The organism is Pseudomonas asiatica, assembly GCF_009932335.1.
Lineage (GTDB): Bacteria > Pseudomonadota > Gammaproteobacteria > Pseudomonadales > Pseudomonadaceae > Aquipseudomonas > Aquipseudomonas asiatica.
This window is the reverse complement of sequence record NZ_BLJF01000001.1, coordinates 2461734-2485323: the sequence shown is the minus strand read 5'-3', so window position 1 is coordinate 2485323 and position 23590 is coordinate 2461734. Positions and strand designations below refer to the sequence as shown.

The window sequence follows — 23590 nt, the reverse complement described above, 5'->3', positions numbered from 1 at the left end:
CAAAGCCCTGTTGCGCCAGCGCTGGATTCTCGCCAGGAGTGCGTCTGGGTAAGGTGGCCGGCATATTCCAGCCATCGCCGAGGACACTCGCATGAATCCCTCCCTTGCCGCCGCGCAGCCTGCCGCCACCGGCCTCAGCCGGGCCCTGGTCGCCCTGCTGGCGTTCTGCTGCGGCGCGATCGTCGCCAATATCTACTATGCCCAACCCATCGTCGGGCTGATCGCCCCGGACCTGGGGTTGTCCATCGAGCATGCCAGCCTCATCGTTTCGCTCACGCAGCTTGGCTATGCCTTGGGCCTGCTGTTGCTGGTACCGCTGGCCGACCTGTTGGAAAACCGCCGCTTGATGGTGGCTACCGCCGTGCTGGCCTGCGTCAGTCTGCTGCTGGCGGGCACCAGCAGCAGCGGCCAGGGCCAGCTGTTCCTCGGCTATGCACTGCTGATCGGTTTCAGTTCCGTGGCGGTGCAGATGCTCATTCCGCTGGCGGCGCACCTGGCGCCGGAGCAGCAGCGTGGGCGGGTGGTCGGCAACATCATGGGCGGCCTGCTGCTGGGTATCCTGCTGGCGCGGCCGTTGTCCAGCCTGGTGGCCGACTACTTCGGCTGGCGTGCGGTGTTCATTGGCGCTGCCGGGGTGATGCTGGCGATCATCCTGCTGCTGGCCCTGACCTTGCCGCGGCGGGTGCCCGAGCACAAGGCCAGCTATGCCGGGCTGATGCTGTCGCTGCTCACGCTGCTGCGCCGTTATCCCTTGCTGCGCCAGCGCTCGCTGTACCAGGCGTTGATGTTCGCGGCGTTCAGCCTGTACTGGACGGCGGCGCCGATGGCCCTGGCAACCGAGCATGGCCTGTCGCAGAGCCAGATCGCGGTATTCGCCCTGGTGGGCGCGGTAGGCGCCGTCGCCGCACCCATGGCCGGCCGCCTGGCCGATGCCGGGCATGCCCGGGCCGGGTCGCTGTTGGCGTTGTTACTGGCACCGGCGGCACTGTTGCTGGGGCTGACCGTGCCGGGCTACAGCGTGATCGGCCTGGGGCTGACTGGCGTGCTGCTGGATTTTGCGGTGCAGATGAACATGGTCATAGGCCAGCGTGAAGTGTACGCGCTGGACCCGGCCAGCCGCGGGCGGCTGAACGCGGTGTACATGACCAGCATCTTCCTGGGTGGGGCGCTGGGTTCGGCGGTGGCCAGTGCGGTGTTCAGCCAGTTCGGCTGGCAGGGTGTGGCGCTGGTGGGGGCGGGGTTGCCGGGCGTGGCCTTGATCATCTTCCTGACCAAAGCGCGCCGGGGTTGAATGCGAGCCCACAGGTTGTCGCGATCCCTGTAGGAGCGGCCTTGTGTCGCGATGGGGCGCGCAGCGGCCCCGGGATATCGGCTTCGCTGCTGATATTGCCGGGGCTGCGTTGCAGCCCTTTCGCGACACAAGGCCGCTCCTACAGGGATCGCGACAGCCTTTGCGTAGTGCTACCGCCCAAGCGGCAACGCCACACCAATCAAGGCAAACAGGCTGCCGCAGCAGCGGTTGAAGCCCTTGCCGCCCTTGGCCAGCCATGGCCGGATGCGAAACGCCAGGCGTGCCAACAGGTATTCGACCAGGAACTCGACACTGGCAAAGGTCGCCGCCATCACCACGAACTGCAGCAGCAACCCACGCTGCGGGTCGATGAACTGCGGCAGGAAAGCGCCGTAGAACAGCAGCACCTTGGGGTTGGCCATGGCCGACAGCAGGCCCTGGCGGAACAGGCCGGCATTGCCCAGCCGCGCACTTTGCGCGGTCAGTTCCAGGTGCAGGCCCGGGCTGCGCCACAGCTGGATACCCAGCCAGACCAGATAGGCGCCACCCACCCACTTGAGCACGCTCAGCACCGAGGCCGAGGCCTGCAGCAATGCGCTGAGGCCGAACATGGCCAAGGCAATCAGGGCGCTGAAGCCAAACACCCCGCCGATGATGGTGAACAACGTCCGGCGTGCGCCATACAGGGCGCCGTGGGTCAGGGCCAGCAGGCTGTTGGGGCCTGGGGTCAGCGACAGGCCGATGCTCGCCAGCAGGTAGATGAGCCAGGTGTCGAGTGCCATGGTGGGGAATGCCTTGTTGATGGAGAGGGCGCCAGTCTATGGCGCCGATCTTGTCGGGCAAGGGTATGATCCGGACATTGAATGGTCGTTTCTGGACGCGAAGCCAATGCAGCCCGATATCCGCTTGCTGATCTTGCCGTTACCGGATTTTGCCCTGCTGCCGTTCGGTGCCTTTCTCGACAAGTTGCGTTTCAGCGCCGACGACGAGGACTACAGCCAGCAGCGCTACTGCAGCTGGACCGTGGCAGGGCTGACACTCGACCCGGTGCCTTCGAGCAGTGGCGCGGTGGTGCAGGTCGAGGCCGTCGCTGGCCAGCTCGAGCTGGCCAGTTTCGACTACCTGGTGGTGTTCGGCGGGCGCAACGCGATGGCCACTGCCGCGCTGGCGCCTCGCTACCGGGCCTTGCTGAGGCAGGCTGGCAAGGCTGGCGTCAAGCTGGTTGGGGTCGACAATGGCGCCTTCCTGTTGGCCGCCTGCGGGTTGCTGCAGGGGCACAAGGTGGTGGTGCACTGGCGACACGAAGCCGAATTCCGTGCGGCCTTCCCGCATTTGCAGGTGCTGAGTGAGCAGCTGTATTGCATCGACGGTAGCCGCATCACCTGCGCCGGCGGCACCGCGGCCATCGACCTGGCCGTCGCGCTGTTGTCACGCGCCTGCGGGAGGGCCAGGGCGCTGAAGGGCCTGGCCGACATGCTGGTGGATGAAACCCGCGATAGCCGCCATGCCTTGCGCTCGTTGGAGCTGGGGGCCGGGCAGGGGCGGCAGGTGCAGCGTGCGCAGGCGTTGATGCGTCATCACCTGGGTACGCCGTTGACCGCGGAGCAGTTGGCGGCTGAGCTGGGCATCAGCCGGCGCCAGCTGGACCGGCAGTTTCACGCCAGCCATGGCATGAGCGCCAAGGCCTGGTGGCTGGAGATGCGCCTGCAACAGGCGCGCTGGCGTTTGCTCAATTCCAGCCACAGCCTGGCGCAGATTGCCGATGAAGTGGGCCTGGGCGATGCCAGTTACCTGGGCAAGTGCGTGCGGCGACGGTTTGGTTGCACGGCCCAAGCGTTGCGTGACCGCAATATCTCGCCCTGAAGCCCGGCGCGCACTCTGTAGGAGCGGCCTTGTGTCGCGAAAGGGCCGCAAAGCGGCCCCGGCAATTTTGTGGCGATGCCGATATCCTGGGGGCGCTTCGCACCCCTTTCGCGACACAAGGCCGCTCCTACATAAAGCGCGTCAGCCGGGCTTACTGCGGCGTCCCGAACAACCCCGTCCAGTAAATCCCCGCATCACTCTTCGGGTCCACTGCATACGCAGCGCCCAGCTCGCGGAAGTCCGGGTTCATCAGCGTCGCGCAATGCCCCGGGCTATCCAGCCAGCCATCGACCACCTTGCGCGCAGTGTCACGCCCGGCGGCGATGTTTTCGCCGATCTGCTGGTACAGGTAACCGGCCAACTCTGCCCGGTCCCCGGGGGTGCGGCCATCCTTGTCGATGTGGTCGAAGAAGTTCTGGTTGGCCATGGCCCGGGTGTGGTTGGCGGCAACCCCGGCCAGCACCGTGCTCCAGCTCAACGCAGGGGCGGCGGCGAAGGGCTGGCCACCGCATTGGCGCGGTACCTTGCGCGCGGCATTGATCTCCTGCAGCACCTTCTGTCCCTCGGCCTGCCAGTCGCCCAGGCGGCCACTGAGCAGCGGCCGGGCCAGCACGATGCGCCAGTCGCGGCCTTCCTGGCTGACGCCGATATCGACGAACTGCGGGTCGAGCACCACCTGGCAGAAGCTCTCTTCGATGGCATGCATGGCAGCGCGCGCATCACGCGGCCCCGACAGGCTGATGGCCTGCACGTTGACCATCGGGTAGGCGGCGCGGGTCATGGCTTGCTGCAGGTCGCGGGTGCCCTCTGGCGACAGTGCCAGGCGGGTATCGCTGTTGAGCGGCGGCAGTTCCAACGACGCTTCGCCACCGCAGGGCTGGGCCTTGCTGCGGTAGGCATTGATCGAATCGATCAGTTGCGCTTCTTCGCCGGTGGCAGCCATGGCCCCGGCCGAGACGACCAGGCCCAGCGACAAGGCGGCAACGGATGACAGGACGCGCATGTGGATCTCCCTATGACTGGCAGCGTCGTGGTTCGCGCTGCTCATCCTACACAAGCCCGGGGCTTTTGGCCCGGGCTCGTGCGAAGCAATGAAAACGCCAACATTCTTTGCTGGCGGCAAAAGAGGGAGTAGACCACTGTTCATCTGAAAAGTGCGAATAGTTGGTAATCATTCCTATCGAACCACGCTGTCTGCCGGTTTGCTGGCGCCCGGCGGCTATCAGCGCGCCACCGCCTGGTTCGGTTTGTAGAACAGAAAATGCCTGGTCTGCGCCGTCCGGCGGTAGGCTTTGGCCCAGTCCGGGCGCACGTTGCGGTCATGGAAGTACAAGGCACCCCCGGTGCGGTCTCTCAATTGCTGGTTGAGCGCCTTGCGCGCGATTTCCTTGGCAATGTCGTAGCGTTGCGCTTCTTCGACCTGGTCCGGGCGCCCGTCGCACCACCAGGAGAACTGGCAGGCCTTGCTTTCCACCCCCTGCTTGACCACGCCGCAGATGGTATCCGGGAAGCCATCGTGGCCCAGGCGGTTGAGCACGACGTTGGCCACGGCGGCCATGTCTTCGGCGTCCGCACCCTTGGCCTCCCAGTAGATGGTGCGGGCCAGGCAGGTGATGCTGTCATCCAGCGGCGCCTGGCCGGCCGGGTCCACTGCCTGTGCTTCGCCCGGTGTGAGGGTTTCGGCCTTTTTCGGGGGTGGTGTGTCATTCACCACTTTTTCCTCGAGCACCTCGGCCTTGTCCTCGGCGACGGCAGCCTTGGCCGGGTCGGCCGCGTGCAAGGGGCCTGCGAGCAGGGCCGAAACCAGGCCGATCACCATCCACGAAAGGCGCATGATGCAAGCTCCCGAACTGTGGGCTGGTTCACAGTCTAGCCAAGCGCAAGCATCAGCACCAAAGGCAGGGTGGCGGCAGCCAACACGGTCTGCAGGGCGATGATGGTGGCCATCAGCGGTGCGTTACCGCCCATTTGCCGGGCCATCACATAGGAAGATGACGCGGTCGGCAGTGCCTGGAACAGCACCGCCACCACCGCTGCCTGGCCACCCAGGCCAAGCAGGCGGCACAAGCCCCAGGTGGTCAACGGCATGACCAGGAACTTGAATGCCGACGCCGCCATCAGCGGGCGCACCTGCTGGCCCAGGCGGGCGCCACCCAGGGCTGCGCCGACGCACAGCAGGCCCAGCGGCAGGGCGGCCTGGCCCAGGGCCTTGACCGTGGGTTCGATACCCGCTGGCAAGCCCAGCCCACTGGCGCGCAGCAGCAATCCGCCGGCGCAACCGACGATCAAGGGGTTGGCGAAGATGGCCCGCAACACCGTGGCCGGTGAGCTATGGCGGGCGCTGAAGCGGGCGAAAACCAGCACACAAAGCAGGTTGACCAGTGGCACGATGGCGGCGTTGGCCACCGCTGCCAGGGCAATGCCGGCGCTGCCGTAGATACCCGCTGCAAGGGTGGCGCCGATGTAGTTGTTGAAGCGGATGCCGCCCTGGAACACCGAGGTGAAGTCGGCACCGTCGTGGTTCATGGCGCCCTGGTACAGCACCAGCAGCACGGCCCCGGCCAGGGTCGAGAGCATCAGCACGCCAACCATGCCCAGCACCGGCACGCCATCGAGGTTGGCGGTGGCCAGGCCATGGAGAAACAGCGACGGCAGCAGTACGTAATAGCTCAGGCGCTCGGCGCCGGGCCAGAAGTTATCGGCGAGAAAGCCGCGCAGGCGCAGGAAAGTGCCCAGGGCAATCAGCAGGATGATCGGCAGCAGGGTAGTCAGCAGCAGGTGGAGCATGATCGACGTTCCGTGGTCGGGTACGGAGCACAGACTACGGGTGCGGATCGATCTGTAAAAACGTTGTTTTCTGCACTGACCATTGAGGAAAAATGCATGGTTGAAGTCGACACTGGCTCTTGTAGGAGCGGCCTTGTGTCGCGAAAGGGGAGCGAAGCGCCCCCAGGATATCGGCATCGCCACAAAATTGCCGGGGCCGCTTTGCGGCCCTTTCGCGACACAAGGCCGCTCCTACAAGGCCCTGCGAACCTTCACGCCTCCAGCGCAGTCTTCAGCACCGCGCTCAAATGCCGCCGCTGGCTCTTCTCATGCTCCAGCAACACCACGCGCCGGGTCAGCTGTGGTTCGCCAAATGGCAGGCAGGTAGCCGGTGGCAAGCGTTGCAGGTCGTCATCGGCCATGGGGATGATTGCCACGCCCAGGCCCATCACCGCCATGCGCGCCAGCGCTTCCTGGCTGTCCAGTTCCATCTGCTCGCTCACCTGCAGATGCTGGCGGCGCAGCTCCTGCTCGATCTGCCGCCCGGCCCAGGCACGCTTGTCGAAGCGCAGGAACGGCTGGCTGGCCAGCAACTGCGGCACGCTTAGCCCGGCCAGGTCGGGGCTGGCGATCGCCCAGAAGCGGTCTTCGAACAACGGCGTGAAGTCCAGGCTTTGCGGGTAGGGGCTGACCGGCTCGGTGGTGATCGCCGCATCGAGCTCGCCGTCTTCCACCCGTCGCGCCAGTTCCGCCGACATGCCGGAGGCCACGCTGACATGCAGCTGCGGATGGTGCGCCTTGATCCACACCAGCGCTTTGGGCAGGCGCCGCGCCAGCACCGTGTGGATCGCCCCCAGGCGCAGGCGGCCGCGCAGGCTCGGGCCGCTGGCCAGGGCGTCGGCCAGTTCGTCATAGCTAGCCAGGATGGTCTCGGCGCGGGCCACCGCCAACTGGCCGGCTTCGGTCAGCGAGACCTGCCTGCGGCTGCGGTCGAACAAGCTCACCTGCAGTTCGTCTTCGAGGGTCTTGATGTGCAGGCTCACCGCCGAAGGGGTAAGGCTGAGCAGGTCGGCGGCACGGGCGAAGGTGCCGTGGCGGGCGATGGTCACCAGAGTGCGCAGGGCTTTGAGGGACATGCGGGTGTGGTCCGGTTTCAAGCTGACAGAGCTGCATTGTCAGGCCCGGCCCTTTCGCAGCACAAGGCTGCTCCTACAGCGAGTCGAGGCTGGTAGAGGCAATATTTCTCAGCGCACACCACGCCCATAGGCCTGGCTGATCCGATCGATCACCATGGCCAAGGCGACGATCGCCAGCCCGGCCTCGACGCCTTGGCCGACATTCAGCGTCTGGATCCCCGACAGCACGTCCTCGCCCAGCCCGCGGGCGCCAATCATCGAAGCCACCAGCACCATCGACAGGGCCATCATCACCGACTGGTTGAGCCCGGCCATGATACTCGGCAGCGCCAGCGGCAGGGCGATGCGCCGCAACCGCTGCCAGCGGCTGGCGCCAAGACCATGGGCGGCTTGCAGCAGCGAAGGGTCGATCTGGCTCAGGCCCAGTTCGGTCAGCCGCACCAGCGGTGGCAGGGCATAGATCAGTGTGGCGAACACGGCGGGCACCTTGCCCAGGCCGAACAGCATCAGCACCGGGATCAGGTAAACGAAGGCCGGCAATGTCTGCATCACATCCAGTACCGGCAACAGCAAGCGCTTCGCCAGCGGCCGGGCAGCCAGCAGGATGCCCAGCGGCACGCCCACCAGCACGCAGAGGCCGGTACTGACCAGCACCAACGCCATGGTCTGCAGCAGTTTGTCCCACAACCCGAGCATGCCGATCAGGGCCAGCAGCGCCACCAGTACCGCGCTGCGCAGCACGCTGCGGCTGGCATGCCAGGCAAGCAGGCCGATCAGCAACAGCAGCAGCCACCACGGCAGCAGGCGCAGCAGGGTTTCCAGGCCGACCAGCAGTTGCAACAACTGGTCCGAGACGCTGCGCAGGTGATCGCCGTAATGCAGTACCAGCCAGTCGACCAGGCGGTTGACGCTGTCGGCAAAGGAGAATTGCAGGGCCTCGGGGAAGCCGCCGCTCACAGGCTGGCCTCGACCTTGGTGGCAATGTCCGCAGGCAACCAGGCTTTCCACACCTCGCGGTTATCGCGCAGGAAGGTGAGGGCCGCGTCGCGGGGCGGCGTTCGCTTTTCGCTCATGTCGGCCAGTGCCTTGTTCAGTCGGTCGATGGGCAGATCGACCCGCTCGAACACGCTCACCAGCTCCGGGTAGCCCTCGCGAAAGGCCTTGGATACGCCAATCGACAACTTGGCCGGCAGCGAGCTGCTGCCCTTGGGCTCGGGGTTGCCGGCATCGGTGAGGGTGGCCCAGGCCTGGGCATCGAACGGCGGCTCTTGCAGGCGTATGAGCTTGTAACGCCCCATCAAAGGGGTCGGGTTCCAGTAGTAGAACAGCACCGGCTGGCCACGGCGGATGGCCGAGCCGATTTCGGCATCCATTGCAGCCCCGGAGCCACTGCGGAAGTTGGTATAGAGATCATTCAGCCCGTAGGCCTTGAGTTTCTGGCTGTTGACGGTTTCGGATGTCCACCCGCTGGGGCTATTCAGAAAGCGCCCTTTACCGGGGGACTCGGGGTCGCGGAACACCTGCGGGTAACGTTTCAGGTCCTCGACGCTGCGCAATTCCGGCGCCACGGCTTTCAGCTTGCGCGCGTCATCGCCCTCGATCACGTAGGCCGGTACCCACCAGCCTTCTTCGGCGTTCTTGACCGTGTCGCCCAAGGCGAACACCTGGCCGGCCTGTTCTGCCTTGACCCAGGCAGGGCTGCGCCCGGCCCATTCCTCGGCGATTACTTGCAGGTCGTTGCGTGCGAGCGCCACTTCCATGCTGACCGTACTGCCGGGCAGGGTGTCGGTGGGGTAGCCATAACCGCGCTCGACGATCAGGCGCAGGATCTCGGTGGTGAGTGCGCCGCTTTCCCAGCCGATGGCACCAAAGCGGATGGGCGTGGTGCGTTCTGCGGAGGCGGCGCTGTCGGTGCTGGCCAGGCCGACGGCGAGCAGCAGGCCGGCCAGCAGCGTCGGAATCTTTTTCATGGGGCCTCTTGGAGTGACGCTACTGAGTTGCCGCAAGTGTAGACGACCGGCTCCAGGCCCGGCAGGAAGGCCGCTGCACGCGATTGGCAGCGGCCTGCAAGCGACTCAGACGCGGAACTGGTCCATCAGCGCCTGTTGCTGGTTGGCCAGGCTGTTCAGCGACTGGCTTACCCGCGCCGACTCGTTGGCCTGCCCCGACAGCGATTCGGTGACATCACGGATGGTCGCCACGTTGCTGTTGATCTCCTCGGCCACTGCGCTCTGCTCCTCGGCGGCCGAGGCGATCTGCAGGTTCATGTCGGTGATCACCGTCACTGCCTGGCCGATGCGCTGCAGCGCGGTGACTGCCTGGCCAACCTGCTGCACGCCGCTCTGGGCCTGGCGGTGGCTGTTGTCCATGGCCCCGACCACTTCGCGGGTGCCGTTCTGCAAGGCCTCGATCACCTGGCGGGTTTCTTCCACCGATTCCTGGGTACGCTGGGCCAGGTTGCGCACCTCGTCCGCGACCACGGCAAAGCCACGGCCGGCTTCACCGGCGCGGGCCGCCTCGATGGCGGCGTTGAGCGCCAGCAAGTTGGTCTGTTCGGCGATCGAGCGGATCACCTCCAGCACCGAACCGATCTTCTCGCTGTTCTGCGCCAGGCCCTCCACTTCGCTCATGGCGTTGCTCATGTCGGCGGCCAGGGCATCGATGCTGTGGGTGGTGCGGTCGATCACCGCCAGGCCTTCGCGGGTGGCCTGGTCGGCATCGCGGGCGGCCTGCGCGGCCTGGGCGGCGCTGCGGGCGACGTCCTGGGCGGTGGCACTCATTTCGTGCGAGGCAGTGGCAACCTGGTCGACCTGGCGGTACTGCTGCTCCATGCCGGCGCTGGTCTGGGTGGCAATTGCCGAAGACTGGTCGGCGGTGCCACGGGCGGCCTGCACCGAGCGTTTGACCTCGGCGATGGTCGGCTGCAGCTTGTCGAGGAAGCGGTTGAACCAGCCGGCCAGTTCGCCCAGTTCGTCCTGCTTCTGGTAGGTCAGGCGGCGGGTCAGGTCACCTTCGCCGCTGGCAATGTCCTTGAGCATGCTTGCCACGCCGAGGATCGGCCGGGTAACGCCGCGGGCCATCAGCCACACCATCAGCAGGCCGGCGATCGCCGCCGCCAGGCCCAGGCCAAGTTCCAGCAGGGTGCCGCTGGTGTTCAGCGCGTCCAGTTCCTGTTTCAGCGCTTCGGCCGGCCCGGTCAGGGCGTTTTCCGGCACATCCAGCAGCACGCCCCAGGGCTGGGCATCCGGAATCGGCTGGAAGGCGGCCAGCACCTTCAGGCGCTGCTGGTCGTGCACGATGGTCATCTTGCCGTCGGCCAGCTTGCGCACCAGTTCGGCACCCTTGGCGGTGTCGACCTGGTCGAAGCGCTGGGCCAGCTTGCTGGCATCGGCGCTGTAGCCGGCCAGCAGGCCGACCGGGCTGAGGATGCCGACCGTGGTGCGGCCTTCGTACAGGCTGCGGCTGGCCTCCTGGCTCAGGGCCTGCAGGCTGTTGAGGTTGATGTCGATGGACAGGGTGGCGATCACCTTGCCGTCGACTGCCAGCGGGAAGACGATGCTGGTCATCAGCACTTGCTGGCCATCGATGTCGTAGAAGTAGGGCTCCACCACGCACACCTTGCCGGATGTGCGCGGGCACACCCACCAGGTATTGGCTGGCTGGCCGCTGGGGCCGATCTCGGTGTTGGCCATGTCATGTTCGGGCAGGGCCATGGCCGTCAGCTGGCCGACACGCGGCTGCGACCAGTACAGGGCGAAGCGCCCGGTTTCGTTGCTGCCCAGTTCTGCCTTGCCGGCGAACAGGCTGTCCTTGTTGTCCAGGGCGTTGGGCTCGAATACCAGCGACAGGCCGAGCAGTTCAGGGTTGGCCTGCAGGGCGGCGCGCACCTGGCGGGTCATGTCCTCGCGCAGGTCGAAGGCATCGAGAAAGCGCTTTTCCGCCTGCTCGCGCAGGAACAGCACCTGGCGGGCGAAACCGGCGCCGTACTGGTAGGCGTCCATGAACTGGCGGCGGATGTTCAGCGCCTGCACCTCGCCCTGCGACTCGATGCGCGACTGGGCCGATTCGGTCAGCATCTGCATGCTGCTGGCCTTGACCAGGTCCGAGCTGTGGTCCATGCGATACAGCGACAGGCCGACGAGCAGGGTGACGATGCCGGCCAGGCAGAGACCGGCGAGCAGGGTGATCTTCCACTGGATGGAAAGTTGTCGCAAAGGCATGGGGCGTATCCCTTTTTTTGGACAGTAAGGGTTATGGCTTTGGGGCTGGGCGGGGTTGAGAGGTGCCTGGCTGGAGATGTGTGTCGTCTGTGAGATCGAGCGCCGCCCGCGCGGCGCTTCGCAGCACAAGGCTGCTCCTACATCTGTTTCGGGCCAGTAACGCTTGCGCCAGCGCGTGCGACCGCCTTGTTTGTCCGACACGATATCGAGATGGACGCCAAGGGGCCGAGCGCCTCCACCTCAGGAATAACTGGCCCGAAACAGATGTAGGAGCAGCCTTGTGCTGCGAAGCGCCGCGCGGGCGGCGCTCGATCTCACAGGCGACAGAAATCTCCAGCCAGGCATCTCCCAGCCTTCCCACCATATCGGCCCATCCCATTTTTTCTTTATTCAAACATTCAATTTAAATTTCAGCCCTCCGTGTAATCCGCCGCAACATGGCGCTTTTGACATCTGCTGCCCACTGCTTCACAGTGCGCGCTTTTTTTCTGTCGCAATGAGGTAAGCCAACCATGAATGCAGTGATCGCCGCGGTCGGCATCATGCTGATACTCAGCCTGTCCCGCGTGCACGTGGTCATCGCCCTGATCGTCGGGGCCCTGGCCGGTGGGCTGGTGGGGGGGCTGGGCATCGAAGGTACGCTCAAGGCCTTCAACGGCGGCCTCGGCGGCGGGGCCACGGTAGCCCTGTCCTATGCACTGCTGGGCGCCTTTGCCGTGGCTATCGCCAAGTCCGGCCTGGCCCATGCCCTGGCCGACCGCGCCCTGGCCATGATCGACCGCCAGTGCCATGCCAGTGGCGGCAAGGTCAAATGGTTGCTGGTGGGCCTGATGCTGGTGGTGGCAGTGTCGTCGCAGAACATCCTGCCTATCCACATCGCCTTCATCCCCTTGCTGGTGCCACCGCTGCTGTACGTGCTGACCCGCCTGCGCATCGACCGCCGGCTGATCGCCTGCGTGATCACCTTTGGCCTGATCACCCCGTACATGTTCCTGCCGGTGGGCTTTGGCAACATCTTCCTCAATGAAATCCTGCTGGCCAACGTCGCCCGCGCGGGTGTCGACGTGAGTGGCGTGAATGTCACCCACGCCATGGCCATCCCGGCCGCTGGCATGCTGGCTGGCCTGTTGCTGGCGGTATTCGTCAGCTACCGCAAGAAGCGTGACTACGACCTGGCGCGCATCGAGCAGGTGGAGCAGGTGAGCGTGCAGTACAACCCGCTGACCCTGCTGGTGGCCGGGCTGGCGATTGCCTCGGCGTTCATCGTCCAGTTGTGGCTGGACTCGATGATCATCGGCGCCATGGTCGGCTTCCTGATCTTCTCGCTGTCGGGCATCGTGCGCTGGAAGGACACTGACGACCTGTTCACCGAAGGCATGAAGATGATGGCCATGATCGGCTTCATCATGATTGCCGCCTCAGGCTTTGCCGACGTGATGAAGGCCACCGGTGAGGTGAACAGCCTGGTGGAAACCTCGGCGCAGTGGATCGACCACAGCAAGGGCGTCGGTGCCTTGCTGATGCTGCTGGTGGGCCTGCTGGTGACCATGGGCATCGGCTCGTCGTTCTCCACCGTGCCGATCCTGGCCGCGATCTTCGTGCCGCTGTGCGTGCAGCTGGGCTTCGACCCGCTGGCCACCGTTTGCATCGTGGGTACCGCCGGTGCCCTGGGCGACGCGGGCTCGCCTGCCTCGGACTCGACCCTGGGCCCGACCTCGGGGTTGAACGTGGATGGCCAGCACCACCATATCTGGGACACCGTGGTGCCTACCTTCATCCACTACAACCTGCCATTGCTGGCGTTCGGCTGGTTGGCGGCGATGACGCTGTAAGACGGGGAGGGCGTCAGCCCTTGTCGGGCGGCGGCGAGATGCGGTTGAGCACGGTGCTGCCGTCCTTGCTGCGGGTCAGGTAGACCGGCAGCACCTTGGGCAGGTTGTTGACCAGGCGCCCCACCTCACGGGTGTTGTAGATACCGCTGATGCGGATGCGGCCAGTGCTGGCGTCGGCCAGCAGCAGCGGTGCGTCGAGGTAGCGGTTGATTATCGGCAGGGCCTGTTCCAGGCTCAGGTTGTCGAGCACCAGCTTGCCGTCGCGCCAGGCCAGGCTGTTGCCGTAGTCCTCGCTTTGCTCCAGTTGCGGCTCGAAGTCGCCCTTGTGATAGCTGGCCTGCATACCAGGGCCCAGGCGGTAGCCACCGGTGCTGCCGTCGCTGGATACCAGTACCGAACCTTCCACCAGGGTGACCTTGACCTGGTCCTGGTACTTCCACACGTTGAACTGGGTGCCGGTGACGCGGGTCTGGCCACGACCGGCATGCACGATGAACGGGTGGCTGCTGTCGTGCTGCACCTTGAAGAACGCCTCGCCACGTTTGAGCGTGACCTGGCGCTGGTCCTTGTAGTTGAGGTAGGTGAGCTCGGTGTTGAGGTTGAGCTGCACCATGCTGCCGTCGCTCAGCTGCACGGTCTGCATGTGCGCGCCAGCTTCGAAGTGCTGGTAGCGATTGGGCAGCCAGCCTTGTTCCCAGCCCACCCAGCCGGCCAGCGGCAGCACTGCCAGGGCGATCGCGGCGGCGGATGCCAGCGGCCGCCAGTTGCGCTGGCGCGCGGCCTTTTGCAGCGGCGGGTTGAAGTCGATGACGGTGGCATTGCGCGGCAGCAGGTCTGCGGTTTGCCAGATTTCCAGCATTGCCTGGTATTCCTCGGCATGCCGCGGGTCGGCCGCCAGCCAGCGGGCGAACGCCTCGCGCTCGGCCACCGAGCAATCTTCGGCGTGCAGGCGCATGCACCAGTGCGCGGCGGCGTCGGTGATGGCATCGTCTGGGCTGGGATTGAGGCGGTCGTGGTTCATTGCGGCTCCGGGTTTTGCGCATTCTACCCTTGCTGGAGGGCTCCCGAGAACCGAGGTAATGGCGAATGACTATCAGTTGTGCCGGTTTTCGTCGGATTGGTGATGGTTTTTCAGCGTTTGAGAACCCTTCGCGCAGGTAAATTCAGGCTGAAATCGTTGGGGCTGCCTTGCAGCCCATCGCGACATAAGGCCGCTCCTACATGGAATCGCGTTCCCCTGTAGGAGCGGCCTTGTGTCGCGATGGGGCGCAAAGCGCCCCCATGGTCTCTCAGAACTGCGCCGCCTCCAAACCATAAAGGCTGCCACTACCCGCCCGGATACTGGCCTCCAGCCCCAACCCGCGCGGCAAGACCCGCTGGAAGAAGAACTCCGCACACGCAAGCTTGGCCCCATGAAACGCGGCATCCTCGTCACGCTTGGCCAACGCCACCGCCGCCATACGCGCCCACATGTAGGCATACGCAGTCAGCCCGAACAGCTGCAGGTATTCCACCGCCACCGCGCTGACCAGGTTGGCATCCTCGCCGGCACGCGCCCGCAGCCAGGCGCTGGTCGCCTCCAGCCGCGCCAGGCTCGCTTGCAGGGCTTCACGGTGCAGCGGCGCATCCACGCTGAAGGCCCGCACCTCGGCGGCAAAGCCGGCCAGCGCCTGGCCACCGTCGGCCAGCACCTTGCGCCCGAGCAGGTCGAGGGCCTGTATGCCGTTGGTGCCTTCATAGATCTGCGCGATGCGCACATCGCGCACACGCTGCTCCTGGCCCCATTCGCGAATGTAGCCATGGCCGCCATACACCTGCTGGCCGAGCACACAGCTTTCCAGGCCGTTGTCGGTGAAGAACGCCTTGGCCACCGGCGTCAGCAGCGCCACCAGGCGCTGCGCATGTTCGCGCTCGCCGGCGTCTTCGGCGTAGCGCGCCAGGTCCAGCTGCTGGCCGACGTAGGCGGCAAACGCCCGGCCACCTTCGGTGAGGGTGCGCATGGTCAGCAACATGCGCCGCACATCGCCATGGTGGATGATCGGGTCGGCAACCTTGTCCTGTGCCTGCGGGCCGCTGGCGGCGCGGCTTTGCAGGCGCTCGTTGGCGTAGCGGGCGGCGCTCTGGTAGGACGCCTCGGCACAGCCGATGCCCTGGATGCCGATGGACAGGCGCTCGTAGTTCATCATGGTGAACATCGCCGCCAGGCCCTTGTTCGGCTCGCCGACCAGGTAGCCGACGGCACCATCGAAGTTCATCACACAGGTGGCCGAGGCCTTGATGCCCATCTTGTGTTCGATCGAGCCGCAATGGGCGGCGTTGCGCGCCCCCAGGCGGCCATCGGCCTCGACCAGGTACTTGGGCACCAGGAACAGCGAGATGCCCTTGGCGCCGGTGGGCGCATCCGGCAGTTTGGCCAGCACCAGGTGGACGATGTTCTCGGTCAGGTCCTGTTCGCCGCCGGTGATGAAGATCTTGCTGCCGCTGATGCGATAGCTGCCGTCGGCCTGGGGCTCGGCGCGGCTGCGGATCAGCCCAAGGTCGGTGCCGGCATGGGGTTCGGTGAGGCACATGGTGCCAGCCCAGCGGCCTTCGTACAGGGGCGGCAGGTAGGTGGCCTTGAGTGTTTCGCTGGCGTGGGCATCGATCGCCAGGCAGCTGCCGGCGCTCAATGCCGAATACAGGCTGAAGCTGCAGTCGGCGGCGTAGAGCATTTCTTCGAACAGCACACCGAGCATTTTCGGCATGCCCATGCCGCCATGTTCAGGATTGCCGCCCAGGCCGACCCAACCGCCTTCACGGTAGGTGTGCCAGGCCTCGCGGAAGCCGTCGGGTGTAGTGACTTCACCAGCGGTGAAGCGCACGCCTTGCTCGTCACCGTTGCGGCTGAGCGGGGCAATCAGCTGGCCGGTGACTTTGGCTGCTTCCTCGAGGATGGCATCGGCGGTATCGGCGTCGATGCGCTCGGCCAGGGCGGGCAGGCGGGCCCACAGGGCCGGGGCGTTGAACACGTCATGCAGGACGAAGCGCATGTCGCGCAGGGGGGCGGAGTAGGTAGTCATCGGGGGCTCTTGGAATAATGGAAACATGGGCTGGCCTCTTCGCGGGCATGCCCGCGAAGAGGCCACCACTGGATCAGAGGGCTTTGGCCCGGTCGCGCAGCACGTACTTCTGGATCTTGCCGGTGGAGGTCTTGGGCAGTTCGCCGAACACCACGGTCTTCGGCACCTTGAACCCGGCCAGGTGCTCGCGGCACCAGCTGGTGATGTCGGCTTCGCGGGTGTCTTCGCGGCCCGGCTTGAGGGCAATGAATGCGCACGGGGTTTCCCCCCACTTTTCATCCGGGCGCGCCACCACCGCGGCTTCCAGTACCGCCGGGTGCTTGTACAGGGCGTCCTCGACCTCGATGGTGGAAATGTTCTCGCCACCGGAAATGATGATGTCCTTGAGCCGGTCCTTGATCTCGACATAGCCGTCGGTATGCCACACGGCCAGGTCACCGGTATGGAACCAGCCGCCCCGGAAGGCTTCGGCGGTAGCCTCGGGGTTCTTCAGGTAGCCCTTCATCACCGTGTTGCCCCGCATGAAGATCTCGCCCAGGGTGTTGCCGTCGCGCGGTACCGGCTCGAGGGTTTGCGGGTCGGCGACCATCAGGCCGTCGAGGGTCGGGTAGCGCACGCCCTGGCGGGACTTGATCCGTGCCCGCTCTTCCAGCGACAGTTCATCCCATTCGTCATGCCAGGCACACACGGTCACCGGGCCGTAGACTTCGGTCAGGCCGTAGGTGTGGGTGACCTGGATGCCCATCTCTTCCACTGCGCCGATGACCTTTGCAGGTGGCGCGGCGCCTGCGACCATGGCCTGCACCGGGTGCTCGATGGCCGCCTTGGCTGCCTCGGGCATGTTGACCAGGGCGTTGAGCACGATCGGCGCGCCGCACAGGTGGCTGACCCGGTGCTCGCGGATCAGGGTCAGGATCTTCTGCGGGTCGACCCGGCGCAGGAACACATGGGTGCCGGCCAGCGCGGTGATGGTCCATGGGTAGCACCAGCCATTGCAGTGGAACATCGGCAGGGTCCACAGGTACACCGGGCGATGGCCCATGCCCCAGACCATCTGGTTGCCCAGGGCGTTCAGGTAAGCGCCACGGTGGTGGTAGACCACGCCCTTGGGGTTGCCGGTGGTGCCGGAGGTGTAGTTGAGCGAGATCGCCTGCCACTCGTCATCGGGCCATTCCCAGGCAAAGTCCGGGTCGCCTTCGGCGAGGAACGCTTCATAATCCAGTTCGCTGACCGCACGGCCTTCGCCGTACTCCGGGTCATCCACATCCACCACCAATGGCGGGTGCTCGAGCAAGGCCAGGGCAGCCTCGATGACCGTGTGGAACTCGCGGTCGGTGATCAGTACCTTGGCCTCGCCATGCTGCAGCATGAAGGCGATGGCCTCGGCGTCCAGGCGTACGTTCAGGGTATTGAGCACGGCGCCGGTCATGGGCACGCCAAAATGGGCTTCGAGCATGGCCGGAATGTTGGGCAACATCACCGCTACGGTGTCGCCACGGCCGATACCCCGGCCCACCAGGGCGCTGGCCAGGCGCCGACAGCGTTGGTAGGTCTGCTGCCAGTTACGGCGGATGGCACCGTGGATCACCGCCGGATAATCGCCATATACGGCAGCGGTGCGTTCGATGAAACTCAGCGGGGTGAGGGCGACATGGTTGACGGCAGCGGGCATCAGGCCCTGGGCATAGATCGACATGCGGTAATCCTGTAGAGGAGGCAGGCACAACCTGTGCGCTTGACCCCCGGTGGCTGATTGTTAGCTCTGTTCAGGGTGCAGGGAGGCGGACGGTGGGCCGCTCCCCTTGTCGCAGTTTTACGCGAGTCGCTATGGTATTAGGAATATCGACTATAGCAATATAGTAAAACTACTATAACAACGAGCCGCCTACCGTGGACAACACTGCCTATCCCTTGCTCGCCAAGGACCCGCAACCCAGCCTGATGCTGGCCGGCGACGCCAGGCCGCTGGCACTCAACCCGGCGCTGCAGGCCTGGGTCGATGAAGGCCCGGCACTGGCCAGCTGGCTGCCGGGCAACTGCGCCGCCCTGGTGCGCGCCTGCCTGCGCCAGCGCCGGGCGATCGCCGATGTCGAGGTGCAGGTCGGTGAACGCATCGTGCTGTGGAGCTTCATCCCTGACGACCAGGGCCAGCAGGTGCTGGCGCGTGGCCGCGACGCCAGCGACGAGCGTCATGGCGCACGCGAGGCCAGCCGCGCCCGGCGCCTGTACCGGCTGATCATCGAGAACACCACCGACCTGATCTCCCGGCATAGCCCCGATGGCCGTTTTCTCGATGCTTCGCCGGCAGCATTCCGCCTGCTTGGCCTGTGGCCCGAGCAACTGCGCGGCATGGCCGTACATACCCTGCTGCACCCGCGCGAGCGCCGCCAGGTGCTGCGCCAGGCCGCCGCCGCCCTGGACCAGGACGGCTACCACACCATGACCTGCCGAGTGCGCCAGGCCGCAGGCGGCTACCGCTGGTTCGAAATCGCCAGCCGGGCCATCCGCGAAACCTACACCGGCACGGTGGTGGAGGTGGTCAGCGTGTCTCGCGACATCACCCTGCGCATCGAGGCCCAGGAAAGCCTGGCGCACAGTGCCCGGCTGGCCACCTTGGGCGAGCTGGCTTCGGGCATTGCCCACGAGATCAACCAGCCGTTGGCCGCGGTGGTCAACTATGCCAACGCAAGCCAGCGTTACCTGCTGGGCCTGGAGCGCGACCCGCAGGCCCGAGAGCGGGTAGGGCAGGGCCTGCAGCGCATCAGCGAACAGGCCACCCATGCCGCCGAAGTGATCCGCCGCCTGCGCGCCTTCCTGCGCAAGGGGCCGCGCCGCCTGCAGGCTCTGGACGTGGCCGAGGTGGCCGGCGAAGCCATGCGCCTGTGCGCCTGGGAAGCCGCGCGTGATCAGGTAGTGGTCGAGCTGCGCATGAGCGTGCAGCTGCCCTTGGTGTATGCCGACCGGGTACTGCTGGAGCAGGTGCTGTTGAACCTGTTGCGCAACGCCATCGATGCCAACCGCGAGCAGCATGGCGAGCGGCCGTCACGTATCCTGCTGGGCGCTGCGCGCGATGGTGATGGCGTGCTGGTCGAGGTGGCGGACCAGGGCCCGGGCGTGGCGCCCGAGCGCCTGGATGAAATCTTCACGCCGTTCACCACCAGCAAGGCCGACGGCCTGGGCCTTGGCCTGAGCATGAGCCGTAGCCTGATCGAAGGTTTTGGCGGCAGCCTGTGGGCGCGAGCCGGTGACAATGGCGGTCTGGTACTGTGCTGCCGCCTGGCGGTCAGCAGGGGGTAAGGGGAGATGGCGGTGCAAGCGAAGGTGTATGTGGTCGATGACGACCAGGGTATGCGCGACTCGACGGTGTGGTTGTTGCAGTCGGTGGGTTTGCAGGCCTTGCCGTTCGCCGGCGGGCAGGCGTTTCTCGACGCCTGCGTCGACGATGGGCCGGCCTGTGTGCTGCTGGATGTGCGCATGCCGGGGCTGGGCGGGTTGGCGGTGCAGCAGGCGATGCGCGAGCGTGGCCTGGGTTTGCCGGTGATATTCGTCAGCGGGCATGCCGATGTGCCGATCGTGGTGCGGGCATTCAAGGCCGGCGCCTGCGACTTCATCGAGAAACCCTACAACGACCAGTTGCTGCTCGACAGCGTGCAGGCCGCGTTGGAAAGCGCCGGGCGGGCACGCCAGGACGACCAGGCGCTGGCCCGGGTGCAGGCGCGCATCAATGGCCTGACCCCGCGCGAGCGCGACGTGTTCGTGCCGTTGGCCCAAGGGTTGAACAACCGCGAGATTGCCGAACGGCTGGGCGTCAGCGTGAAGACGGTGGACCTGTACCGGGGGCGGGTGATGAAGCGGTTGCAGGCCGATAGCCTGGCGGAGTTGGTGGGCATGGCCATTGCCTGCGGGGCGGTGGAGGCACTGGGCCTGCGAACACCGTAGCAGGCCTTGACGCATGGCCCTGTAGGAGCGGCCTTGTGTCGCGATGGGGCGCGAAGCGGCCCCAGGTTTTGTGCCCCAACAGAAATTGCGGGGCCGCTTTGCGGCCCATCGCGACACAAGGCCGCTCCTACAGGGGGGCGCAAGGGGCAGAAATCATGAAATTTTCCATAGCAACCTAATCAAAGCTTTGACATTCACTGCCTAGGCAGTAATATTTCCACACAATTACCCGAGCAGTCTCCGATGGCCCATTTCTCTCCCGAAAACTTCCAGACCTGCGCCATCGGCATGCTGCTTGGCCGGGCGGCGATCCTGAAGGACCGCATTCTCGACTGGCACCTCGAATCCGAAGGCGTCACCGCCGCGCAGTTCAAGGTGCTGATCATCGTCACCCAGTACCAGGTGGACACCCCGGCCGAGCTGTGCCGGTACCTGGGCCTGGACAGCGGATCGATGACCCGCATGCTCGACCGCCTCGAGCAGAAGGAACTGATCGTGCGCAACCGTTGCGCCGACGACCGTCGCCAGGTGCGCCTGGCGCTTACCGCCGATGGCCAGCGCCTGGCTGACCGCCTGCCGGAAATCGGCGCGGCGGCCATGAACGAGCTGTGCGGCGCGCTGGCACCCGAAGAGCTCGCGACCCTGGAAGGCCTGCTGGCCAAGGTCCTGCTCGCTGCCGGCGACCCGTTGACGATCCGCCGCTTCGGCGATCGTTGATCCCTGTCACGAATTATCCAAGGTATTGCCATGGCCACTCCCGCAGACACCCCGACTCCCTCCGCCGCGCCCGAACCGTCGCGCAAGCGCAAGGCCTGGCTGCTTGGCCTGGTGTTGCTGCTGATTCTTGCCGGCGTCGGAGCCTGGGCCTGGTACAGCCTGGTCGGGCGCTGGCACGAAAGCACCGACGATGCCTACGTCAACGGCAACGTGGTAGAGATCACCCCGCTGGTCACCGGCACTGTCACCAGCATCGGTGCCGATGACGGCGACCTGGTCCACGCCGGCCAGGTATTGCTGCAATTCGACCCGGCCGACCGCCAGGTGGCCTTGCAGGCCGCCGAAGCCAGGCTGGCGCGCAGCGTGCGCCAGGTGCGCGGGTTGTACAGCAACGTCGACGCGCTCAAGGCCCAGCTGGAAACCCGCCAGGCCGAGCTGCGCAAGGCCCGCCAGGACTTCAACCGGCGCAAGGTACTGGCCGACAGCGGCGCGATAGCTGCGGAAGAATTGTCCCATGCCCGCGACGACCTGAGCGTGGCCGAGGCCGCCGTCAACAGTGCACGCCAGCAGCTCAGCACCAGCAGCGCACTGGTCGACGACACCGTGGTGTCCTCGCACCCCGAGGTGATGGCCGCCGCCGCCGACCTGCGCCAGGCCTACCTCGACCATGCCCGCACCACCCTGGTGGCACCGGTAACCGGCTACGTTGCCAAGCGTACCGTGCAGCTGGGCCAGCGCCTGCAACCGGGTACCGCGACCATGGCGGTGATCCCGCTGGACCAGGTGTGGATCGATGCCAACTTCAAGGAAACCCAGCTGCGCGACATGCGTATCGGCCAGCCGGTGCAGATCAGCGCCGACCTGTACGGCAGCGAGGTCAGGTACAGCGGCACGGCCGACAGCCTTGGCGCTGGCACCGGCAGCGTCTTCGCCCTGTTGCCGGCGCAGAATGCCACCGGTAACTGGATCAAGATCGTCCAGCGCGTGCCGGTACGCATCCACCTCAGCCCCGACCAGCTCAAGGACCACCCGCTGCGTATCGGGCTGTCCACCGTGGTCGAGGTCGACCTGCACGACCAGAGCGGCCCGACCTTGGCCCAGCAGCCACCGCAGCAGGCCAGCTATACCACCCAGGTGTATGACCGCCAGCTGGTCGAAGCTGACAACCTGATCGCCCGGCTGATCCACGAAAACAGCGCAACCGGCAAGACGGCCCAGCGATGAGCAACAACGCTGCTGCCCAGTTCACGCCGCCGAGCCTGCTGCTGACCACCATCGGCCTGTCGCTGGCGACGTTCATGCAGGTGCTCGACACCACCATCGCCAACGTGGCCTTGCCGACCATTTCCGGCAACCTGGGGGTGAGCTACGAGCAGGGCACCTGGGTCATCACCTCGTTCGCGGTGAGCAACGCCATTGCCTTGCCGCTCAACGGCTGGCTCAGCCGACGGTTTGGCGAGGTGAAGCTGTTCATCTGGGCCACGCTGCTGTTCGTGCTGGCCTCGTTCCTGTGCGGTATTGCCCAGTCGATGCCGGAGCTGGTCGGTTTTCGCGTGTTGCAGGGTGTGGTGGCCGGGCCGTTGTACCCGATGACCCAGACTTTGCTGATCGCCGTCTATCCCCCGGCCAAGCGCGGCATGGCCCTGGCGCTGCTGGCGATGGTCACGGTGGTGGCGCCGATTGCCGGGCCGATTCTCGGCGGCTGGATAACCGACAGCTACAGCTGGCCGTGGATCTTCTTCATCAACGTGCCCATCGGCCTGTTCGCCGCCGCCGTGGTCCGCCAGCAGATGCGCACCCGGCCGGTGGTCACCAGCCGCCAGCCGATGGACTACATCGGCCTGCTGACGCTGATCATCGGCGTTGGCGCCTTGCAGGTGGTGCTGGACAAAGGCAACGACCTGGACTGGTTCGAATCGTCGTTCATCATTGCCGGAAGCCTGGTCTCGCTGGTGTTCCTGGCGGTGTTCGTGATCTGGGAACTGACCGACCGTCACCCGGTGGTCAACCTGCGCCTGTTCGCGCACCGCAACTTCCGCGTGGGCACCATCGTGCTGGTAGGGGGCTATGCCGGGTTCTTCGGCATCAACCTGATCCTGCCGCAGTGGCTGCAGACGCAGATGGGCTATACCGCTACCTGGGCCGGCCTGGCGGTGGCGCCGATCGGCCTGTTGCCGGTGCTGATGTCGCCGTTCGTGGGCAAGTACGCGCACCGCTTCGACCTGCGTGTGCTGGCCGGGCTGGCGTTCCTGGCGATCGGCAGCAGCTGCTACATGCGTGCCGGGTTCACCAGCGAGGTGGACTTCCAGCATGTGGCGCTGGTGCAGTTGTTCATGGGTATTGGCGTTGCGCTGTTCTTCATGCCGACCTTGAGCATCCTGCTGTCCGACCTGCCACCGCAGCAGATCGCCGATGGCTCGGGCCTGGCGACCTTCCTGCGTACCTTGGGCGGCAGTTTCGCGGCGTCGCTGACCACCTGGATCTGGATTCGCCGGGCGGACCAGCACCATGCCTACCTGAGCGAGCACATCAGCCAGTTCGACCCGGCCACGCGGCATACCCTGGAGCAGCTGGGCGGGGCCAGCCCGCAGAGCTATGCGCAGCTGGAGCAGATACTCAACGGGCAGGCGTACATGATGTCGACGGTGGACTACTTCACCCTGATGACCTGGGTGTTTGCCGGGTTGATCCTGCTGGTGTGGTTCGCCAAACCGCCCTTTACCGCCAAGGCGGGGCCGGCGTCGGCAGGGCACTGAGCCGGGCCAGA

19 protein-coding genes and 1 pseudogene are annotated in these 23590 nt (G+C 65.8%); 8 read left to right on the top strand and 12 right to left on the bottom strand.

The window, feature by feature from the left end:
- Nucleotides 1-91 precede the first annotated feature (91 nt).
- The gene (locus tag GYA95_RS11470; RefSeq protein ID WP_015270671.1) at nt 92-1291 is read left to right on the top strand and encodes an MFS transporter; all 1200 of its coding nucleotides are present in this window, start codon (nt 92-94) and stop codon (nt 1289-1291) included.
- A gap of 170 nt (nt 1292-1461) precedes the next feature.
- On the opposite strand, the gene GYA95_RS11465 is transcribed toward GYA95_RS11470, so the two are convergent.
- A complete protein-coding gene (locus GYA95_RS11465; protein ID WP_004376275.1) occupies nt 1462-2073 on the bottom strand; it encodes a LysE family translocator in 612 nt (203 codons plus the stop codon).
- 106 nt (nt 2074-2179) lie between these two features.
- Here GYA95_RS11465 and GYA95_RS11460 point away from each other — a divergent pair, with 106 nt between their 5' ends.
- Nucleotides 2180-3154 carry a GlxA family transcriptional regulator gene (locus GYA95_RS11460; RefSeq protein WP_015270670.1) on the top strand — a complete coding sequence of 325 codons (975 nt, stop codon included), beginning with the start codon at nt 2180-2182 and terminating at the stop codon, nt 3152-3154.
- Nucleotides 3155-3305: 151 nt separating this feature from the next.
- Here GYA95_RS11460 and GYA95_RS11455 read toward each other — a convergent pair whose 3' ends face one another.
- The 8 genes and pseudogenes from GYA95_RS11455 to GYA95_RS28305 form a co-directional block, all read right to left on the bottom strand.
- A complete protein-coding gene (locus GYA95_RS11455) occupies nt 3306-4157 on the bottom strand; it encodes a CAP domain-containing protein (protein WP_015270669.1) in 852 nt (283 codons plus the stop codon).
- A gap of 219 nt (nt 4158-4376) precedes the next feature.
- The gene (locus GYA95_RS11450; RefSeq protein WP_015270668.1) at nt 4377-4988 is read right to left on the bottom strand and encodes a cell wall hydrolase; all 612 of its coding nucleotides are present in this window, start codon (nt 4986-4988) and stop codon (nt 4377-4379) included.
- 35 nt (nt 4989-5023) lie between these two features.
- Nucleotides 5024-5941: an AEC family transporter gene (locus tag GYA95_RS11445; protein ID WP_013972955.1), complete on the bottom strand. Its 918-nt coding sequence runs from the start codon at nt 5939-5941 to the stop codon at nt 5024-5026.
- A 251-nt stretch (nt 5942-6192) separates the two neighbouring features.
- Nucleotides 6193-7056, bottom strand: a complete 864-nt coding sequence (locus tag GYA95_RS11440; RefSeq protein ID WP_015270667.1) for a LysR family transcriptional regulator — start codon at nt 7054-7056, stop codon at nt 6193-6195.
- Between the two features lie 108 nt (nt 7057-7164).
- The gene (locus GYA95_RS11435) at nt 7165-8013 is read right to left on the bottom strand and encodes an ABC transporter permease (RefSeq protein WP_161551397.1); all 849 of its coding nucleotides are present in this window, start codon (nt 8011-8013) and stop codon (nt 7165-7167) included.
- Nucleotides 8010-9026, bottom strand: coding sequence for an ABC transporter substrate-binding protein (locus GYA95_RS11430; RefSeq protein WP_015270665.1), 1017 nt, complete (start codon nt 9024-9026; stop codon nt 8010-8012). Before GYA95_RS11430 ends, GYA95_RS11435 begins: the two co-directional genes overlap by 4 nt.
- A gap of 105 nt (nt 9027-9131) precedes the next feature.
- Nucleotides 9132-9887 carry a methyl-accepting chemotaxis protein gene (locus GYA95_RS28310; protein ID WP_371034575.1) on the bottom strand — a complete coding sequence of 252 codons (756 nt, stop codon included), beginning with the start codon at nt 9885-9887 and terminating at the stop codon, nt 9132-9134.
- 102 nt (nt 9888-9989) lie between these two features.
- A pseudogene (locus tag GYA95_RS28305) lies at nt 9990-10955 on the bottom strand (PDC sensor domain-containing protein); the annotation flags it as partial.
- 833 nt (nt 10956-11788) lie between these two features.
- Here GYA95_RS28305 and GYA95_RS11420 point away from each other — a divergent pair.
- The gene (locus GYA95_RS11420; protein ID WP_015270664.1) at nt 11789-13108 is read left to right on the top strand and encodes a Na+/H+ antiporter family protein; all 1320 of its coding nucleotides are present in this window, start codon (nt 11789-11791) and stop codon (nt 13106-13108) included.
- 13 nt (nt 13109-13121) lie between these two features.
- Here the strand turns inward: GYA95_RS11420 and GYA95_RS11415 are convergent, their stop codons facing one another.
- The 3 genes from GYA95_RS11415 to GYA95_RS11405 all read right to left on the bottom strand — a co-directional run bounded on the left by GYA95_RS11415 (nt 13122) and on the right by GYA95_RS11405 (nt 17863).
- Nucleotides 13122-14129 (bottom strand): FecR family protein, encoded by a 1008-nt coding sequence (locus tag GYA95_RS11415; RefSeq protein WP_015270663.1) that lies wholly within the window; start codon nt 14127-14129, stop codon nt 13122-13124.
- 268 nt (nt 14130-14397) lie between these two features.
- Complete coding sequence (locus GYA95_RS11410; RefSeq protein WP_015270662.1) at nt 14398-16167, bottom strand: acyl-CoA dehydrogenase C-terminal domain-containing protein; 1770 nt, start codon at nt 16165-16167, stop codon at nt 14398-14400.
- A 73-nt stretch (nt 16168-16240) separates the two neighbouring features.
- Entirely contained in the window at nt 16241-17863 is a 1623-nt protein-coding gene (locus tag GYA95_RS11405; protein WP_015270661.1) for an acyl-CoA synthetase, read from the bottom strand.
- Nucleotides 17864-18057: 194 nt separating this feature from the next.
- On the opposite strand from GYA95_RS11405, the gene GYA95_RS11400 reads away from it, so the two are divergent.
- The 5 genes from GYA95_RS11400 (at nt 18058) to GYA95_RS11380 (ending at nt 23579) form a co-directional block, all read left to right on the top strand.
- Nucleotides 18058-19464, top strand: coding sequence for a sensor histidine kinase (locus GYA95_RS11400; protein WP_015270660.1), 1407 nt, complete (start codon nt 18058-18060; stop codon nt 19462-19464).
- 6 nt (nt 19465-19470) lie between these two features.
- Nucleotides 19471-20106, top strand: coding sequence for a response regulator transcription factor (locus tag GYA95_RS11395; protein ID WP_015270659.1), 636 nt, complete (start codon nt 19471-19473; stop codon nt 20104-20106).
- A gap of 243 nt (nt 20107-20349) precedes the next feature.
- Nucleotides 20350-20823, top strand: a complete 474-nt coding sequence (locus GYA95_RS11390; RefSeq protein ID WP_003260288.1) for a MarR family winged helix-turn-helix transcriptional regulator — start codon at nt 20350-20352, stop codon at nt 20821-20823.
- A 30-nt stretch (nt 20824-20853) separates the two neighbouring features.
- Nucleotides 20854-22047, top strand: a complete 1194-nt coding sequence (locus GYA95_RS11385; RefSeq protein WP_161551396.1) for an HlyD family secretion protein — start codon at nt 20854-20856, stop codon at nt 22045-22047.
- The gene (locus tag GYA95_RS11380) at nt 22044-23579 is read left to right on the top strand and encodes a DHA2 family efflux MFS transporter permease subunit (RefSeq protein WP_161551395.1); all 1536 of its coding nucleotides are present in this window, start codon (nt 22044-22046) and stop codon (nt 23577-23579) included. The genes GYA95_RS11385 and GYA95_RS11380 overlap by 4 nt, the downstream gene beginning before the upstream one ends.
- The last annotated feature ends 11 nt before the right edge of the window (nt 23580-23590 follow it).